Annotated in this window: 18 protein-coding genes; 11 read left to right on the top strand and 7 right to left on the bottom strand. The window is 53.0% G+C overall.

Annotated features, from left to right (window positions below; translation table 11 throughout):
* Positions 1 to 119 precede the first annotated feature (119 nt).
* A complete protein-coding gene (locus ABD843_RS04335) occupies positions 120 to 359 on the top strand; it encodes a hypothetical protein (RefSeq protein WP_345079063.1) in 240 nt (79 codons plus the stop codon).
* A 106-nt stretch (positions 360 to 465) separates the two neighbouring features.
* On the opposite strand, the gene ABD843_RS04330 is transcribed toward ABD843_RS04335, so the two are convergent.
* Both ABD843_RS04330 and ABD843_RS04325 read right to left on the bottom strand, forming a co-directional pair.
* Positions 466 to 3,621, bottom strand: coding sequence for an ATP-dependent helicase (locus ABD843_RS04330; RefSeq protein ID WP_345079060.1), 3,156 nt, complete (start codon positions 3,619 to 3,621; stop codon positions 466 to 468).
* A gap of 101 nt (positions 3,622 to 3,722) precedes the next feature.
* Positions 3,723 to 4,331: a hypothetical protein gene (locus ABD843_RS04325; RefSeq protein WP_345079057.1), complete on the bottom strand. Its 609-nt coding sequence runs from the start codon at positions 4,329 to 4,331 to the stop codon at positions 3,723 to 3,725.
* A gap of 243 nt (positions 4,332 to 4,574) precedes the next feature.
* On the opposite strand from ABD843_RS04325, the gene ABD843_RS04320 reads away from it, so the two are divergent.
* The 7 genes from ABD843_RS04320 to ABD843_RS04290 all read left to right on the top strand — a co-directional run bounded on the left by ABD843_RS04320 (position 4,575) and on the right by ABD843_RS04290 (position 10,559).
* Complete coding sequence (locus tag ABD843_RS04320; protein ID WP_345079054.1) at positions 4,575 to 4,832, top strand: hypothetical protein; 258 nt, start codon at positions 4,575 to 4,577, stop codon at positions 4,830 to 4,832.
* A gap of 145 nt (positions 4,833 to 4,977) precedes the next feature.
* The gene (locus ABD843_RS04315) at positions 4,978 to 5,883 is read left to right on the top strand and encodes a PstS family phosphate ABC transporter substrate-binding protein (RefSeq protein ID WP_345079051.1); all 906 of its coding nucleotides are present in this window, start codon (positions 4,978 to 4,980) and stop codon (positions 5,881 to 5,883) included.
* A gap of 43 nt (positions 5,884 to 5,926) precedes the next feature.
* Positions 5,927 to 7,534: a tetratricopeptide repeat protein gene (locus ABD843_RS04310; RefSeq protein WP_345079048.1), complete on the top strand. Its 1,608-nt coding sequence runs from the start codon at positions 5,927 to 5,929 to the stop codon at positions 7,532 to 7,534.
* 124 nt (positions 7,535 to 7,658) lie between these two features.
* Positions 7,659 to 8,687 carry an SGNH/GDSL hydrolase family protein gene (locus ABD843_RS04305; RefSeq protein ID WP_345079045.1) on the top strand — a complete coding sequence of 343 codons (1,029 nt, stop codon included), beginning with the start codon at positions 7,659 to 7,661 and terminating at the stop codon, positions 8,685 to 8,687.
* Entirely contained in the window at positions 8,684 to 9,229 is a 546-nt protein-coding gene (locus ABD843_RS04300; RefSeq protein ID WP_345079042.1) for a YfiT family bacillithiol transferase, read from the top strand. Before ABD843_RS04305 ends, ABD843_RS04300 begins: the two co-directional genes overlap by 4 nt.
* A 111-nt stretch (positions 9,230 to 9,340) precedes the next feature.
* Positions 9,341 to 9,817 carry a hypothetical protein gene (locus tag ABD843_RS04295; protein ID WP_345079039.1) on the top strand — a complete coding sequence of 159 codons (477 nt, stop codon included), beginning with the start codon at positions 9,341 to 9,343 and terminating at the stop codon, positions 9,815 to 9,817.
* Positions 9,818 to 9,821: 4 nt separating this feature from the next.
* Positions 9,822 to 10,559, top strand: a complete 738-nt coding sequence (locus ABD843_RS04290; protein ID WP_345079036.1) for a lysophospholipid acyltransferase family protein — start codon at positions 9,822 to 9,824, stop codon at positions 10,557 to 10,559.
* Positions 10,560 to 10,929: 370 nt separating this feature from the next.
* Here ABD843_RS04290 and ABD843_RS04285 read toward each other — a convergent pair whose 3' ends face one another.
* Entirely contained in the window at positions 10,930 to 12,441 is a 1,512-nt protein-coding gene (locus ABD843_RS04285) for a hypothetical protein (RefSeq protein WP_345079033.1), read from the bottom strand.
* A gap of 211 nt (positions 12,442 to 12,652) precedes the next feature.
* On the opposite strand from ABD843_RS04285, the gene ABD843_RS04280 reads away from it, so the two are divergent.
* Genes ABD843_RS04280 through ABD843_RS04270 form a run of 3 tightly spaced genes read left to right on the top strand, consistent with a single transcriptional unit; the run spans position 12,653 to position 15,075 of the window.
* Positions 12,653 to 13,807, top strand: coding sequence for a hypothetical protein (locus ABD843_RS04280; RefSeq protein ID WP_345079030.1), 1,155 nt, complete (start codon positions 12,653 to 12,655; stop codon positions 13,805 to 13,807).
* Positions 13,808 to 13,866: 59 nt separating this feature from the next.
* Positions 13,867 to 14,472: an SGNH/GDSL hydrolase family protein gene (locus ABD843_RS04275; RefSeq protein ID WP_345079027.1), complete on the top strand. Its 606-nt coding sequence runs from the start codon at positions 13,867 to 13,869 to the stop codon at positions 14,470 to 14,472.
* Positions 14,473 to 15,075: a MiaE family protein gene (locus tag ABD843_RS04270; RefSeq protein WP_345079024.1), complete on the top strand. Its 603-nt coding sequence runs from the start codon at positions 14,473 to 14,475 to the stop codon at positions 15,073 to 15,075. It abuts the gene before it with no gap.
* Positions 15,076 to 15,087: 12 nt separating this feature from the next.
* On the opposite strand, the gene ABD843_RS04265 is transcribed toward ABD843_RS04270, so the two are convergent.
* From ABD843_RS04265 to ABD843_RS04250, 4 genes are read right to left on the bottom strand one after another with little or no spacing between them, the layout of a single operon-like run.
* Positions 15,088 to 15,438 carry a hypothetical protein gene (locus ABD843_RS04265; protein WP_345079021.1) on the bottom strand — a complete coding sequence of 117 codons (351 nt, stop codon included), beginning with the start codon at positions 15,436 to 15,438 and terminating at the stop codon, positions 15,088 to 15,090.
* Positions 15,439 to 15,464: 26 nt separating this feature from the next.
* Positions 15,465 to 15,854, bottom strand: a complete 390-nt coding sequence (locus ABD843_RS04260; RefSeq protein ID WP_345079018.1) for a hypothetical protein — start codon at positions 15,852 to 15,854, stop codon at positions 15,465 to 15,467.
* Between the two features lie 56 nt (positions 15,855 to 15,910).
* On the bottom strand, positions 15,911 to 17,179 hold the full coding sequence (locus ABD843_RS04255; RefSeq protein WP_345079015.1) for an ABC transporter ATP-binding protein: 1,269 nt from the start codon (positions 17,177 to 17,179) through the stop codon (positions 15,911 to 15,913).
* A gap of 6 nt (positions 17,180 to 17,185) precedes the next feature.
* Positions 17,186 to 18,052: an ABC transporter permease gene (locus ABD843_RS04250; RefSeq protein ID WP_345079012.1), complete on the bottom strand. Its 867-nt coding sequence runs from the start codon at positions 18,050 to 18,052 to the stop codon at positions 17,186 to 17,188.
* Positions 18,053 to 18,056: the final 4 nt, after the last annotated feature.

The raw sequence follows: 18,056 nt of genomic DNA, 5'->3' as shown, positions 1-18,056 counted from the left end.
GCCATGCTGATTAATAAGACGTAAAAAGCATTGAAAAAGTTGGTATTGTATACTAATTTTCATTTTAATAATATCTGTGAGGGCAGTTTAACAGGCGGTAATTAGAGTACTTTTGAGGCATGGCTGTCAGTTTTACCGCACAGATAATACACGATAAGAGACCCATGCTAGCCGTCATAGTGCCGCAATTGCGGAAGAACGGTATGCACTACGAGGTGAATATCAAGGGGTTTCCGCGTTTTTATATGGTATGGAGCGCCCTGGGCAGGTACGATGTAGCAGGCGGCGAAGATGCGCCGGTATTGCCCTACGGGCTGATATTGGCCGTAAGCGATGCCATAGAGGCAAGTTCTCAATAATACCCCCGCGATAACAAAGAGTTAATGAAAGGCCCGTCCACAGCGGGTTTCGTGGCATGTGCATAAAATGTGTGCCGAACAGGATAGATGTATGTACCTCTATCGCTTATTCATCATCCATCTCGGGCTCATCATCGCGGCGTATGAGCTCATACCTGCGTGCGAAGTTGCACCAATGGCATTCCTCCTTGCCACAGCCCCTGTCGAACTCATGGTTCATGATGCGGCCATAGGCATCCTTTAGCTGCGCACGCACTATATCCTCATCCTGTTTGAACATGGGCACCACATATTGTTTATGATCGCCGCTCTTCGTGCGCTGCACATAGTCGAATATGCCGCTCTTCACCAGCCAGCTGCGGTCCTCATAGTTCTCCAGCAGCAGCTTGTAGAACACCATCTGGCGCCAGTAGTCGCCGCCCATCGGGGCTTTCTCATTGGGTGGCGCCAGGTTGGCCGCTGCCGATTGGTCGGGGTCGCCCGTCTTGTAGTCTACCACTATGCAGCCATCGCCATATAGTTCTATCCTGTCTATCTTGCCCGTTATGGGTACACCATCCAGGTAGTAGCGGGGCACCTTCAGCTCTACCTCTACTTCCTTATGCAGCTTATCTATATAGTGGTCGTAGTATGCCGATACCTGGTCGAGGCCCATTTCCAGCCTTCTTTCATATTGTACCGTGCTCATGCCGCTGCTCTCGCGGAACAGCTCCGATCTGAAAGCGTTCTGCACTTCTTCCTTCGTGGGCCATACACCATTGGCCTTCTTCATCTCTATATACATGCGCTCCAGTGCATAGTGTATGGCTATGCCATAGGCAAATACCTCTTTGCGCTGCGTGGGTACACGAAGTATGGTCTCGTAGTAGAATTCCAGCGGGCACCGCAGGAACTTGGCCAGTTGCGTAGCGCTCATCGCGAACTGCTGCAGCACTTTCTCTATCCACTCTGCATTGGCTATTTTTATGCGTACCTCCGGTATGGGCTGCATGGCCCACTCCAGGTGCCGTATTATGGTCTCCTGCGGCACCTTGTACTGTTCGCGTTCTTCGCTGGTGCTTATCTCGTCTATGAATGCCGAATGCTCCAGCGGTTTGCCTGTATTGTCCTGCAGGGCATACGATACATGCAGGTGTTTCTTGGCCCTCGTAAGCGCTACATAGAAGAGGCGGCGGGCCACCTCTTCCTTATAGCTGCTGTCCATGTCATCCTCTGTAGCCGTTATGGTCTCGGGCATCTTGTAGTCGCCGCGGCCACCCTGCTTCTTTTCCCAGTAGGCTTTTGTACACCCCACCAGGAACACATGTTCGAACTCATTGCCCTTAGAGCTGTGCGCGGTATAGAAGTACACACCGTTGTCGCTCTGTATCACCCGCTCCAGGTCTACCGATATCTTCTCGCTTTCCATGCGGTCCACTATCTCCAGGAAGGTGCGGGGGCGTATGCGCGGCTCGCGCGCCCATGTCTCTTTTACAAAGCTGAAGAGGGTGTTCAGCGCCTGTAGCGCCCACACATGGTCGGTAGTGGTGAGGAGGTAGGCCACTATGCCGCTCTCATGCACTATCTTCTCTACCAGCAGGGGCAGTGGCAGTGCCAGTTGCTGTCGTTCCCAGTCGTCCAGCGCATTGCCCAGCCGGTGCATGGCCTTTGCCGATGCCAGCCCCAGAGACTCTATGAGCAGCGGGTTCGATAACAGCAGCCGCCATTTCAGTGGCCCGGTCTCCTTGCGGCTCTGCTGCATGTAGAGGGCCAGCATGGCTATATCGTTGGGGTCTATACCAAAGTAGGGCGCATGCATTATCTCGAACAGCAGCTCCTCGCCATCGAATTTCTTCCTGCGCTCTGCATCCAGGTAGCGCAGTACGTTCAGCACCTGTGCGGTCAGCGGCAGGTCCATCACGTTCACCTTCTTCTTTACGTTAAAGAGCAACCCTTTGCGCTCCATCAGGGCTATTATGTTCTCGGCCTGCTTGTGCTGGGCATATAGTACGGCTATCTCGCGCAGGGGTACGCCCTTTTGCTGCAGTGCCTCTATCTGCATCACAACATCGGCCTCTTCCTGCAGCAGGTTGGGGTATTCCCTTATCACGGGTGTTACTGTGTCCTTGCCATCGCGAAAGCGGTCGTTGGCCGCTATTATGTTCTTATTCAGTTGCAGGGCGTGCAGTTGGTTTATAAGCCGCTGGCGGTTGTTGTTGATGGTGGCTATGGCGCGGTCTATCACCGCCTGCGATGAGCGGTAGTTGTGCGGCAGCACTATCACCTTTATATCGTCGCGATGGCGCTCATACAGGTCGGTTATGTTGCGTATGCGCGCCCCCTGGAACTCGTATATGCTCTGGTCGTCATCGCCCACTACAAAAAGGTTGGGGTTCTCCCAGTATGCCGATAGCATGGTGAGCAGTTCGTTCTGCGCCCCGTTCGTGTCCTGGAACTCGTCCACCAGTATGAACTGGTAACGCTCCTGGTAACTTTGCAGCAGCCATGTATGGGTATTGAATGCCTCCAGTACCCATAGTATCATATCGTTGAAGTCGTAGCGCCCGGCCTCCTTCATCATGCGTGTATAGGTATGGAAGAGCATGGCCGCTGCGCGTGTGCTCTCCATTTTGCGGGTCTCCTCGTCTATCTTGTCCTGTTTCAGGTCGCCCTTCTGGTATCCCTTCGATGCCCGTTTGTACACATAGTCCTCTCTTTGCGGCAGGCTTGCCAGGTATTCGTCTATCGCGGCCGATATGTGCTCGGGTGTCAGGTGCTCGCGCTTCATCATATCGAAGAGGCGGCCCAGCTTGCCTGTGTCATAGTATATATCGCCGCTGAGCCTGCGCAGCAGGTGGCCCTGCGGCAGCTCTTCCAGCATCTGGTGCATCAGGTCGGCGCGTTCCAGGTCGCTTATGGGTTGCAGCTCCCTGCGGCTGAAGTATTCGCCATTGCTCTGTATCACCATGTTGCAGAACCCGTGAAAGGTGTGGATGTTCACCTTGTGTGCTGCATTGCCTATCACCTGCAGCAGCCTGCGCCGCATAGAGTTGGTGGCCTCGTCGGTATAGGTGAGGCACAGTATCTCCTGTGGCTGCACCTGCGCCTCGCTGCGCAGCAGGGCCGCTATGCGCATGGCCAGTACCTCTGTTTTGCCTGTACCGGGGCCTGCTATCACCATTACGGTGCCATATATGGTATCTACGGCCTCGCGCTGGCGGTCGTTCAGCTTGCTGTAGCGCTCCTGGAACATGTCCTCGCTGATGGGTGTTCTTGCACTCATGGTAAATAAAAGCCTGCTGTACAGGCGCGTAGCATGAAGGTAGCTATATTAAACATTTGGCCGGGTATGACCCATGTTTTTGTGGATATTTCGGCCGTGGCCTAGTACTGTATACCGAAGTGGAAGTTCAGCTCGAACACCGAGCCCGGCCCTGTGGCATAGAACAGCTTGTAATACTGTGCGGCCTCGGACTCTATGGGGTCTTCCGCAGCGGCAAAAGATATATACCGTGCACCGGCCTTTATGGTCCAGAAGAACATGCCTCGGGTATACCTGCGGCCCCAGCCTGCCGATGCGCCTATATAGCCCTTCTCGTACCAGTATATGTTCTTCGTATACCCTACTATGTCCAGCTTGTCGCTGTCAAAGCCCGCTATGCCCACTATAAGAGGCCGTACATAGCCAAAGTTCTGGTAGGTCCACTTAGTACGGGTCCTGTGCCTGTAGTGCTTGCGGGCATATTTGCGTAGCTCCAGGTCGTACATCAGGCCCGGGTAGGCGCTATAATACAGGTAGGACGAGAACATATAGCTTACATTGCCCAGCCTGTGCTCTACACCACCTCCTGCCTTGTTCATAGATAGCGGATTGCTGAAGGTAACCGCCGTTCTGTAAATGGGATAATTGTAGGTCCGTATCCAGTTAGAGAACTGCCCGTACGATGCACAGGCAAGCAGTAAAAACAGCAGGGTGGTATATATCTTCTTCACAAGGGGCGTTCTTAACAAGATGTTCAATATCGCACAAATGTATTTAAAAAAGTGAATAATGACAGTTTTGAACCAAATGTATCATTCAGATATCATGTGTGTTGTACCCATGTTGCGACCATTATTGATAAGCAGGCCCGATGCGCACATAGTGCCCGGGAAAAAATATTACAGCCCCTTATGGAAACCTACGGCCCCTGTATCTATAACTATATATTAATTTCGCACAAAACACCTTTAGATATGAATATCGACGAGCGTATGGAGCAGAGCAGCACCTACAGCGCCTTTCGCACCAGCCTTGATATAGCAATGGGCGCCATATACATCATCATGGGTATAGCCGTGTTCAGCCTGCGGTATTTTGGTACGGTAGAGCTGCCCGCAGGCACTGCCTATGCACTGGGCACGATACTGGTATTGTATGGCGCGTTCCGTATATATAGGGGCATCACCGCTATGTCGCGCCGCCGGGGTGCAGGTGGCCGTCCCCGCCGCTGACAGGCCCGGTAATACAGGTATTTTTGCCTGCTGCGGTCTTTTAAAGGCAGCTTTGTTGAGGTATATTTGCACCTGTTAAATTATTGTTACAGCAGATATATCGCCTGCCACCCTTTAAAATTTATTAAGTAAAATTGCGTTCCTTATGTGGATCTTTAGAGAATGGTCGTGGTCGCTGTGTCTGTGTATGTTCCTGCTCGCCTCGTGCGATGACAGGCCCAAGCACCCCGACACGCTAGGCAAGGGCGAGATAGATATCTCTGTCGATGAGACCTTCAGGCCGGTGATGGAGCTGCAGGGTACAGTGTTCGATAGCAGTTTCCCCGAGGCCAAAGTGCATATCCATTACAAGCCGGAGTCCGAGTGCTTCAAAGATTACTTTGCCAGAAAGGCACGCCTTATACTGGTCACGCGCGAGCTCTCTGCACAGGAGAAGGCCGTTTGCGAACAGTCGAAGATATTCCCCACCACACTGAAGCTGGCCCGCGATGGCATAGCCGTGGTGCTGAACAATGCCTCGCCCGATACCATGCTGGATATGCCTACCCTGCAGGGCATACTCACCGGGCAAAGCTCTAAGAAATATACCGTCGTGTTCGACGACCAGGGCTCCAGTACCGTACGGTTCATCATAGATTCCGTGCTGAAGGGCGCCCCGCTGGGCAAGAACGTATACGCTGCAAAAGGCAATAAAGAGGTGGTAGACTATGTAGAGAAGAACCCCGGCGCCATAGGCTTCGTAGGCCTGGGCTATGTGAGCGATACAGTAGACCCTAACAATACAGGTGCCTTTATCAACAGGGTAAAGATAGCGGCCATAAAGAACGAGAAGACAGGAGAGTTCCTGCAGCCCTACCAGGCATATATAGCGCTCAGGTCGTACCCGCTTACGCGCAGTATATACTACATCAACTCCGAGAGCTATCCGGGTCTTGGCACGGGTTTTGCAAACTTTATAGCAGGGCAGCGCGGGCAGTTGATATTCTTCCATGCGCACATGTTCCCCGTCAGGTCAGAGATGGTGATACGGGAAGCAGCGATAAAGAACTAAAAGAGTAATATTTTATCATAATAAAAGCAGAATGAAGTACAACATGAAAAAAGTAGTAATGATGCTTGCATTTGCAGGCTTTGGCTTCGGCGCCATAGCGCAGGATGCCACTGTAAAGAATGGCATAAAAATGTATTATTATAAGAAGTACAAGTCGGCAGAGAGCGTACTGGCTCCCCTGGCCGAAAAAGACCCCCTTGCCAACTATTACCTGGGCCTCTCCTACCTGGAAGAGGGCAACCTGCAGCAGGCACAGGCCATATTCGGAAAATATCCCGAGGATCTGGCCAATATGTCGGGCATGGTACGCTTCGCATTCGCCAACAAGGATATAGCCCGTGGTAATGCCATGGCAAAGGAACTGGCCGCAAAAGCCAAGAAAAAGGACTGGATGCCGCAGAAATATGCCGCCGATGCCATCACCTATACCGAGGGTGGCGACATAAACCAGGCCATAGCATGGTACAAAGATGCCATTGCCAAGAACAGCGGCGACAAAAGCGAGCTGCAGATAGGCTTGGGCGATGCCATGCGCAAAATATCGGGCGGTGGTGGCGAGGCCATGAACAACTATGAGGCCGTTATAGAAAAGGACAAGACGAACTCGCTGGCCTTCTCCCGCATAGGCGACCTGTGGTACGATGCCCGCAACTACCAGAGCGCGCTGGACAACTATGGCCGCGCAAAGGAGGCCGATGTGAACAACCCGCTGCCTTACAAGGCGCTGTCCAATGCCTACTCGCGCTCGGGCAAGTACAAGCAGGCCCTGCAGAACCTGCAGGAATACCTCTCGCATTCCGACAATACCTTCGAAGATCAGCTGGAATATACGCGCGCCCTCTACCAGGCACAGAGCTATTGCGATGCTGCCACACAGGCGCAGAAGCTGCTACAGGGCCAGCCCGATCCTACCCGTGTGAACGAGCTTACAGGTATACTGGGCTTCTCGCAGATCAACTGCGGCGACTCCCTGGCCGCCCTCAATAACCTGCGCAAGTATTTCGCGGTGCAAGATCCCGCAAAGATCCTGCCGGGTGCATACATAGAGTACGGTAAACTCTTTCTGAAGCTGGATATGACCGACTCTGCAGGCCACTACTATATGAAGGGCATAAGCGGTGATACCGCGCGTAATAAGACCGATGTATACCGCGATGTGGCCGAGGCCTTCAAGGCAAAGAAGAACTACTGCAAGTCGGCAGAGTGGTACAGCAACCTCGTAAAGGCCAACCCCGATGCGCAGGCGGCAGACTATGTATGGCGTGTGATCATGTACTACTACTGCAAAGACCTGGGCAATGGTATGATAGCTGCCAACGAGTTCGAGGCAAAACATGGTGCTACGCAGCCATCGGCCTACTACTGGCAGGGCCGTGTGGCCTCGGCCATAGACTCTGAGGCCACTACAGGCGGCGCCATCCCTTACTACCAGAAATGGCTGGAGAAAGTGGGGCCCAACTACGAAAAGAAGAACGACCTGAAGAGCGCCTACGAGTACATGATGTACTACTACTTCAACACCAAGGACAAGGAGAACCTGAAGCTCTATAAAGAGAAGATACTGGCCATAGACCCCAACAGCAGGTCTGTGAAAGAAATAGAAGAGTTGGAAAAACAAGTGAATGCCAAACCCAGGTCTTCGGGTAAGTAACGGCTTTTGCTAAATATTAATTATACCGGCCCCGCAAGTGCGGGGCCGGTGCTTTTTGTGCGATATTATATTTGCTGTTTTCGGGCTTAATTTTAAATGTTGCCGCCACCGCACGATATTTGTCATGCCTATGATCATAGATAGCATACAACTGAAATTCCCCATCATCTTTTGCCTGCTCGCATGCATGGCCTGTGGCGGGCGCAAGCCTGCAGAGCAGATAAATGAGCTGGCGCAGAAGATAGGCCGCACATCTATGGTAGAGGATTATCCGAAGGTGCCCCAGGAAGAGATACTGCTGGATATGCCCGCCAGCCAGGTATACTTTCAGTTGCAGCAACGCTACACGAACCACCTTAATGCCCTGAAGGCCGCTACCACCCGAGATGAGGTGCGCCTGCTGGTGCTGGTGATGACGCCCGAGGTAGGCAAGTATGCTACGCAGGCCAATACCTATGGCATACCTTACATACTGCAGATATGTACCAATGCCAAGGTAGATGTGCAGAACATAACACCCGCCATAGCAGAATGGTCCTCTAGCGATGATGGCATCAATACGCCTATGTATGGCAACTGGTCCAAACAGGGTACATCCTTCGCTGCGGGGCAGATAGCCAACATCCTCGCCGAGTACAGCGGCTACCGCAGCCCTACCACATATGGCTCGGCACAGCGGCCTGCCACCTTTGGCGATGCTACGAAAGACAATACCGGTATAGACAATGTGAACGACCTGCCGCATGGAGGCGACAAGACACCTTACCGCCTGCACCTCAGCAAGCAGGGGCTGCGCATGGACAACGAGCTCTCCTTTCCCAAGACCCGCCAGCGCATAGTGTTCATGGGAGACTCGCGCATATTCAACCCTTTCCTCGATGATGAGTATACCATCACCTATCGCCTGCAGGCGCGCTTTCCCGGTATAGAGATAGTGAATGCCGGCAACATATCGTGCTGCATGGACGACTATGCAACGCTCTACGAGGAAAAGCTGCGCTATGCCGAGCCCGATGTACTGGTGGTATGCACCAATGGCGGCGATATACTGGACGAATACTTTACACACCGCAACCGTTTTTCGCGCAATAAGAAATGCTACAAGCCTACCGAGGCCGAAGTGAATTTTTACAAAAAGACCTATAAAAAATGACAGACAACGAACTGGAACAGCTCAGGTACCCCATAGGCCGCTACGAAAAGCCGGCAGCATTCGATGCCGCGCAACTGCCCGAATGGCTGGGCGTGCTGCGTGCCCTGCCATCATGGATGGATGCCTGCATAGAGAACCTGGACGAGCAGCAGCTGCATACGCCATACCGCCCCGGCGGGTGGACCATTCAGCAGGTAGTGCACCATGTGGCCGATAGCCACCTCAATGCCTATATACGCCTGAAGCTGGCCCTTACCGAAGACAACCCCACCGTGGCGCCCTATGACGAGAACGCCTGGGCCACACTGCCCGATGTGGAGGCCGTACCTGTGAATGTATCGGTGACCATGCTGCACACCATACACCGCCGCCTGGTGGCCGTGCTGGAGCGCCTCTCTCCTGCCGATATGGAGCGTACCTACTTTCACCCACAGCACCAGCGTACCTTCCCTATATGGGAGCTCATAGCCCTCTATGTATGGCACAGCAGGCACCATACCGGGCATATACAGCAGCTTCGCGACCGCATGGGTTGGTGGTGATCGCTTTATGCATCGGTCAAAGCCGCCCTGTGTACCGGGCAGATGTTAATAGTATGCTAGGCGCATTTTTTTATTCGAATTACGTCCTATCTTAGCAAAAAACCATACCCGATGTTAGCCTATCTGGATAGCTTCAATTACCTGCATAGCATTCTTCGCTACTTCATACTTTTCTTTGCCGTCATTGTAGTGCTGCAAAGCATTGTAGGTATGCTGGGCAAAAGGAAGTTCAAGAAGGTGAACAAACAGATGGCTCTGCTGCTGCTCATCTTCTGCGATCTGCAGCTGCTCATAGGTGGCCTGCTTTACTATTACAAGGTAATAGGTGGTGGTGTTCTCAGCGCGCCCGGCCTCATGAAGGATACCTATCGCCGTTTTTATGGAGTAGAGCATGCAGTGGCCATGGTGCTGGCCATACTGCTGGTGCATGTGGGCTACAGCGTTACCAAGCGCAATATCGATGACGATCGCAAGTTCAAACGCCTTTTCTGGTGCTCTTTCCTGGCGCTGGTCATATTCATGGCTATGATACCCTGGCCCGGCAAGCAATTGGTAGGCCGCCCCATGATACCCACCATGACACATTAATGGCATGCTGAAAAAGATACTTCAGCCTTTCTACGCGGTCTATGTAGTTGTTACCTTTCTCATAGGGCTGTGTATCACATTCCCTTTCTTTGTACTGCTCAGTATCGGCAACCGTAAAGCCACACGCAGGCTCATCTATGTCATCATCAGGCATTGGGCGCGTATATGGCTGTGGGTCATAGGTATGCCCCTGCGCATAACAGGGCCATGCCCGCCACAGCGCCGCTACGTCATCGTGTGCAATCATATTTCCTATCTCGATACCGTTGTGCTGTTCCCCGGCCTTCCCGGCTACTTCCGCGCCCTGGGCAAAAAAGAGTTCTCCAAGGTCCCCGTCATGGGCTTTCTATACCGGCAGATAGTGATAATGGTAAACCGCAGCAACCCCCAGAGCCGTGCCCGCAGCATGCGCCTCATGTGGCGGGTACTGCGCCACGAAAGCCACATAGTTATTTTCCCCGAAGGCACTTTCAATGAAACAGGTAAGCCGCTGAAGGACTTTTATGATGGGGCATTCAGGCTGGCCATCACTTCGCGAACGCCCATATTACCCATTATCTTCCCCGATACCGTGCATCGCTGGCACTACAGCGCATGGTGGAAGGTATGGCCCGGCCGCAACCGGGCAGTATATATGCAGCCCATACAGGTAGATGGTATGACCCTGCCCGATGTGCCGCGCCTGAAACAGATAGTATATGATGCCATGGAACAGGAGCTGTCGCGGTACGACTATCCCTGAGGTGATACCTCTGCTACATCAGTTGGCCAGAGTATCAGTGCAGCATCTTATAGCTCAGGTAAATGATGCTTGCGCAGGAAAGCAGTAAAATACCTGCTATCGTAAGAATATATGTCAGCCTTTCCGTGTTCATCTTCTCGTCCATTTTCTTCTATCGTTGCGCCCCATGCACACCGTCAGGGAATTCTACTGCAATGTTCGTACCGTTGGCGCAAAGAAACAGGAAAATGAATGTTAAAAACATGACCTCCCTCAGCATCTTAACATACCTGAAAATAAGGTCTTATTGAGACACAGCGAGTAAGATATCTGAAAATGAATATTGCTGCCGGTCAGCGTTTATAAAGGGTGCTATACCCATGCACGTCCATCACTTGAAACGCACATCTGCCGAGTAGGGCATCACCGTCACCTGGTAGCGCTTGGTGTTCACCGGCTCCAGCGTGTTCAGGCTGTATATGGAATACCAGCCCGGCCTGCCAAAGCATGCGGTAGCGTGGTGCGGTGCAGGGCCGCTGTCGCTTGCATTGGTGCTTACTATGTACACGCGCCCGCTATATTCATCTACCGTTATGCCATGCGGCTGGTAGAAGTCGCCCTTTATCACCTTTACCACCTCGTAGGTGTTGTAGTCTATCACATACACCGATCCCCTGCGGCCGCTTGGCACGTTCTCATCTTCCATGCAGGTTATGAATGCATAGGGCCTGGTGCGTGCCATAGCTATCTCCTGCGGGCGTGTGCCTACAGGTATGGCCGCCAGTATAGCATCGGTACGGGCATCCAGCACGCGTACCTCGTTGGTGCGTTCACACGTCAGGAAGTAGCGGCTCCTGTCGGGTATCATCATTATCTCGTGCGGGTTAGGCGACGAAAGGTCGCTTGGCGTCGTTACCACCGTCGGCGATCCGTCTATGCTTATGGCCTTGTAATAGGGCACCGTTGGCGCCCATTTATACACCGTATTGCCATACTGCGCGCTTATATAGCAGGTATCGAAGGCCTCATTGCTCGTTATGCCATGCGGAAAGACGAACAGCCCGCTGCCGCTTCCCGTCAGCTCGGGGGCTATGGTCATGCTGCCGGTGCGTGTATATACTATGCGCCCGTTGGTGCTGCAGTCGGTAGTGGCTACCATGGTGTCGTGGGGCGCCACATACAGTATGTTCCACGATCCCACACCCAGTGTGGTGGTATTGGCCACCTGGTCGGTGCGGGTGTCTATCTTCTGTATGCCTGTACCGCCTATGAAGCTCACATAGGCATACCGCCCGTCGGCAGATGTGCGCAGGCAGTGAGGGCTTTCCGTGGTGCCCGCATTGGTACCTACTTTTATATACCGCATCACCAGTCCGCTGGCGGCATCTATCACCGCCACCAGGTCGCAGCCCTGCTGTGTCACATATACCTTCTGCCGCGTGTCCGCATCTGCGGCAAAGGCTATATTACCGTTCCTGTCGGGTGCGCCATTTGTTATCCACTCTTTCAGGGTATTGTATTCTTCCTCGCTCAGCTTGTTGGCGTTCACGCCCGATGGGTCGAAGGGCATGGTAGGTGTGGCCACAGTGCCCCTGGCGGGGTCTGTGTTCACAAAATAGAGCAGCGGGCTGAACTCTGCGCTATACGGTATCACCGATGATCCCGAATTGCCTCCGTCGAACAGGTGCTGCCAGGTATCCAGCAGCAGCCCCGCGCTATTCATATAGCTGGCGGCATTGTGGCAGCCTGCGGTAGCGCATTTGCCCACTATTATCTTGCCTACGGCATCGGGGAAACCGCCCATATCCAGCACAGGGTCCGGACCGGGCTTTTTGCCGCAACGGCAGCCCCACATAAGGGCGAACGCAAAAATGGTGATGACAATGGCTCTCGTATTGCGCATAGGGTGATGCTTAATGAGGTCAGTGACCTACAGATGATCGGTATCTATAAAGTTACTGAAAATACGGCTAATGGCCATAGGGTGGGGGAATGAGGTCCAAAAGATAGGTAGGCAGCAACGGAGCTGAAATGCGGCCCTGCGGCCTCGGGCACAAGCAGGGCCGCATATTTTCGCTTAACTTAGCTGTCTCAAAAAAAGTGATCCTGTAACTATGCGGATGCATGAAGTAAGTACGGCAGGCGATAAAAAGGCGTTCCTGCAGGTGGCTGTGGATATATATGCCAACGACCCCAACTGGATAAGGCCGCTGGATAAGGATATAGAAGAGGTCTTCGATGCAGAGAAGAACAAGTTCATAAAGCGTGGCGGCGAATATGCCCGCTGGATACTGCAGGACGACAATGGCCGCAACATAGGCCGTATAGCCGCTTTTGTGAACAAGCAGTACAAGCAGGAGCAGCCTACGGGCGGCATAGGATTCTTTGAGTGCGATAACAATTACGAGCATGCGGCCTTTATGTTCGACCACTGCAAAAAGTGGCTGCAGGACCGTGGCATGGAGGCCATGGATGGTCCCATCAACTTTGGCGAGCGCGATAAATGGTGGGGCCTCCTCACCGATGGTTTTTACCCGCCGCTCTATGGCATGACCTACAACCCGCCCTACTACGTTACCCTCTTCGAGCAGTATGGCTTCCAGACCTACTTCAACCAGGTGTGCTTTGCCCTAAAGGTGAAGAACCGCCTCGATAACAAGTTCTACGAGCGCCACGCCAAATATGCCGCAGACCCCGAGTACACTGCGCAGCATATCAGGAAGAGCGACCTGGATAAGTACGTCAAAGACTTCACCTATATATACAACAAGGCATGGGCAGGCCATGGCGGCGGTAAATCGCTGGAGGAGAAAACGGTGGCCAAGATGTTCAAGGCCATGAAGCCCGTGATGGACGAGAAGATCATATGGTTCGTATACCACAAAGGGCAGCCCATAGCCATGTGGGTGAACCTGCCCGACCTCAACCAGTTCTTCAAGCACCTCAATGGCAAGTTCGGCCTGCTGCAAAAGGTGCGCTTCCTGCTCATGCAGCGCTTTGGCAAGTGCAACCGTTTCGTGGGGCTTGTGTTCGGTATCATACCCGAATACCAGGGCAAGGGCATAGACGGCTATATGATACTGGAAGGCGCCAATGTGATACAGCCCATGGGCATGTACGAAGACTACGAAATGCAGTGGATAGGCGACTTCAACCCCAAGATGGTGAATATAGCCGCAGGCCTGGGCACCACCCGCAGCCGCAACCTGAAGACATACCGCTACCTGTTCGACCGTAATAAGGAATTCAAACGGCACAAGATACTGTGACCATGAGGTACACATTATTACTACTGTTGCTCTACTTCTCACTACAAAAACCATCACATATGCATACATACCTCGCCCTCGGCGATTCGTACACTATAGGCGAGCAGGTCTCTGCCCCCGACAATTTTCCGCACCAGGCCGTGAGGATGCTGCGAGAAAAAGGTACACAGGTCACCGACCCCGTTATCATAGCCACTACCGGCTGGACCACCGACGAGCTGGCTACCTCTATACGCGAGCACAATATCACCGATACGTTCTCTTTCGTATCCCTGCTCATAGGTGTCAACAACCAGTACCGCGGCCGCAGTATAGACAACTACCGCGATGAGTTCACCCAACTGCTGCACCAGGCCATACACTTCGCAGGTGGCAGGCCGCAGCGGGTGTTCGTGCTCTCTATACCCGACTGGGGTGTAACGCCCTTTGCCGCCGACCGCGACCGCAGCGCCATAGCCACCGAGATAGATGCCTACAATGCCGCCTGCCGCGAGATAGCGCTGGCCAATGAATGCCACTATATAGAGATAACAGAAAGTACCCGCCAGCATGGCGCCGACCCTACATACCTGGTAGACGACAAGCTGCACCCATCGGGCAGGGAGTATGCTATATGGGCGCAGCGCCTTGTAGAGCAGGTACATGAGCAACTAAGCAAAAAATAAATGAGCACAGCCGACAATTCTATACTGGGGCTGAAGATGCCTACCGATCCCCGGTGGGCACACCTGGCCTCGATATCCCTGGAAGAAGTACTTACCGACCACGCCTTTTGCGAGCAGAAGGCCGCCACGCAGTGCATATCGCTCATACAGCGCTACCCCGATAAGATGGCCCTTGTAGAGGCCCTTGCGCCTATAGTCACCGAGGAGTGGGGCCACTTCCGCATGGTACTGGCCGAGATGAAGAAACGTGGCTACACCCTGGGCCGTCAGCGCCGCGATGATTATGTGAACCTGCTGCTGCAGCAAGAACCGAAGAACATACCCGGCGACGAAAAGCTGCTGCACAAGCTCATTATCTGCGCCCTCATAGAGGCGCGTAGCTGCGAGCGTTTCCGCCTGCTGTCCGAAGGATCGGAGGAAGAGGCGCTACGAAAATTCTACCACAAATTCATGATATCAGAGGCCGGGCATTACCGTCTCTTCATAGACCTGGCGGGCGAGTACTATACGCACCAGCAGGTAAGGGACACATGGCACTTCTGGCTCGCTGCCGAAGAGCAGGTGCTGCACGCCCTTACCCCCCGTGGCGACAGGATGCACTAGTTATGTACACCCTTATATGATGTGCCTCACCTCGTAGTAGTACCTGCGGGTCTCCTTGGCCACCTGCTGCGGCTGCTTGTCTGCTGCTATGATGGTGAACCGCTGCCCCTTTATGGGCTTCTTCGGTACTGCCGAAATGTCGAAATACTTTGCAGGATCGTCGAACTGCTCTGCCAGTATCATTTGCCCGCATTTAAGTGTCTCTCGCGGCCGCAGGCTCAGTGTATAGGTCTCGCTTTTGCTGTACTTGCGTGTGGCTGTTACCACTACGGTATACGGCGTATGGTTCGTTACCCAGAACTCTGATGAATAGATGACCGCGCACTTCGCCACCTCCGGTTCCGGGCTGGGTCTTGGCCTCACTACAGGCGCTCGTTTCTGTGGTTCTTTTAAAACGTGCCCGGGCCATCGTCATAGCTGTCCTTCGTCTCGTTCACTATCTTCCCGTCCTCCGAAAATTCTGTGTAAGACCTGTACCACTGTATACCGCCATCGGGCGCGCTGCTCCAGCGGGCAGTCTTTACGGCGCCGCTCCTGTCGTAGTAAGAGAACTCTACATAGCTATGCCCGCCCACGGTTCTCAGTTCGCGGCTGTATATCTCTTTTCCCGTCCTGTCATATGCTTTGGCCTTGCCCCAGCGGCCATCCTTATCGTAGCATTGCGAAGTGGCTATACCCTTGCCGTGGACAAAGTATTTGTAGCTGCACCTGGTATACTCCTGCGCGCAGCACACTGGATGGCAGGCAATAAGAACGGATAACAGTATATATGCTCTCATAAGCTACTGCATTCCAATTACCGTGCCATTGGCCCGGCATGTGAGTATGATACGTCTTAATCTATTGTGAATTCCAGCATCGTAGGGCGCACAGCGCCTACCCATTTGCCGAACCAGCCCGTATCGCCGCGCTTCACATCCAGCACCTCAAAGGTCAGCACATCTTCTACCACATGCAGTACCGACGAGCCGTCCTTCACCAGGAAGAGGACTATGGTATATATATCGTCGTTCAGCAGCGAGCCCGGTATGCGCAGGCGGCTGGTATGATGTCCCTTCGATAGTTTAGCTACCGGCGTGGTAACATTGAATACGCATACCCCGGAAGTAGTGTAGAGCACCAGGCTCAGGTTCACACCCTGTCCGTCCACTCCATTGTAGAACTCAAAGTCTATATCGAATGGTGTGTTCACGTCTATCACATCCTGCCCGTCTATCTGCTTCTCTACATTTATCCTCGCCGATAACAGGCGTATCCTGTCATTGCCCGGCGCCTTGTCCATGTCCCATTTCGCCTCTATGCAGTTGCGTATCTCGCGGCTCAGGTAGTTGTTTATCACTTTTTCGGTAGGCCCGCTGTCGGCTATCGTACCGGCCTTCATGAATATCGCGCTCTTGCACAGGCTCTGTACGGCCAGCAGGTTGTGGCTCACAAAAATGATGGTGCGCCCGTGGCTGGCCACATCGCTCATCTTGCCTATGCACTTTTTCTGGAATTCGGCATCGCCTACGGCCAGCACCTCGTCCACTATCAGTATCTCGGGTTCCAGGTGTGCCGCCACCCCGAAGGCAAGGCGCACATACATACCCGATGAATATCGTTTCACAGGGGTGTCTATATACATCTGCACGCCCGAGAAATCTACTATCTCGTCGAATTTCCGGGCTATCTCCTTGCGGGTCATGCCCAGTATGGTGCCGTTCATGTATATGTTCTCGCGGCCGGTAAGTTCCGGGTGAAAACCCGTTCCTACTTCCAGCAGCGATGCCACCCTGCCTTTTATCTTTATCTGTCCTGTTGTTGGCGCTGTGACCCTCGATAGGAGTTTCAGCAGTGTCGATTTTCCCGCACCGTTCTTCCCTATCACGCCCAGGGCCTCACCCTGCTGCACATCGAAGTTTATATCCTTTACCGCCCAGGTATAGGCGCTTGTGGCCTTCTGGGTACGGTCGTTCTCCATACCCACCTTCAGGTAAGGGTCTTCCTTGCCGCGCATCAGCGCCCACCAGCGCTTTATGTCATGGCTTATCATGCCTGTGCCTATCTGTCCTATCTGGTACTGCTTCGATATATTCTCGGCCTTTATTACAATGTTGCTGCTCATTCTATCCTAGATAACGTCTATGAATTTCTTTTCAACTTTATTGAACATGATAAGCCCTACCAGGAACATGACCAGGGTAAAAAGCAAGCTGTAGCCAAGCCAGAAATTGTTCCACTGCCCGGCATTGGCGCCCAGGAACGAATATTTGAACGCCTCGAATATGGCCGTCAGCGGGTTCAGCCATAGCCACACTTGCTTGTCCGGGCTGGCTATGGACAGTGGATAGATCACCGGCGTCAGGTACATATATAGCTGTATACCGAACACTACAAGGAAACTAAGATCGCGGTATTTGCTGGTAAGCGCCGTGATAAGCAACCCGGCCCCCATACTGAACAGTGCTATCACTATCAGCAGCAGCGGAAAAGTAAGTGCATACCAGTTGGGGCTGGCCTTGTGGGTCACGAACACATGGTATATAAGTACACCAAAGAAGATGACGAACTGCATCAGCATCTTCATAATGCCCGATATGGCCTTGGACAGCGGCAGTACCAGTCTGGGGAAGTATACCTTGCCCAGCACATTGGCATTCTCGGTAAAGGTCTTGGAAATGATGCCAAAGGTCTCGGAGAAATAGTTCCACAGTGTGAGACTGCCCAGGTAGAACAGTATTGGCGGCGTATCGTTGGTGGATATGCGCGCTATGCGGCTGAAGATAAGCGTATATATCACAGCCGTGAGTATAGGTTGCAGCATGAACCACAGCGGCCCCAGTATCGTTTGCTTGTAGCGGGTCACCACATCGCGTATGATGAACATCACCAGCAGGTCGCGGTAGCGCCATATCTCCTTTATGTCTATATCCAGCAAGCTGGTCTTAGAGCTTATATTTATATCCCATTTTTCGTTGTCGGCCGTTGTTACAGACATATCT

It is taken from the genome of Nemorincola caseinilytica, assembly GCF_039540515.1.
GTDB lineage: Bacteria > Bacteroidota > Bacteroidia > Chitinophagales > Chitinophagaceae > Nemorincola > Nemorincola caseinilytica.
The sequence above is the reverse complement of the archived record's forward strand: the minus strand, read 5'-3'. Positions and strand labels throughout refer to the sequence as shown.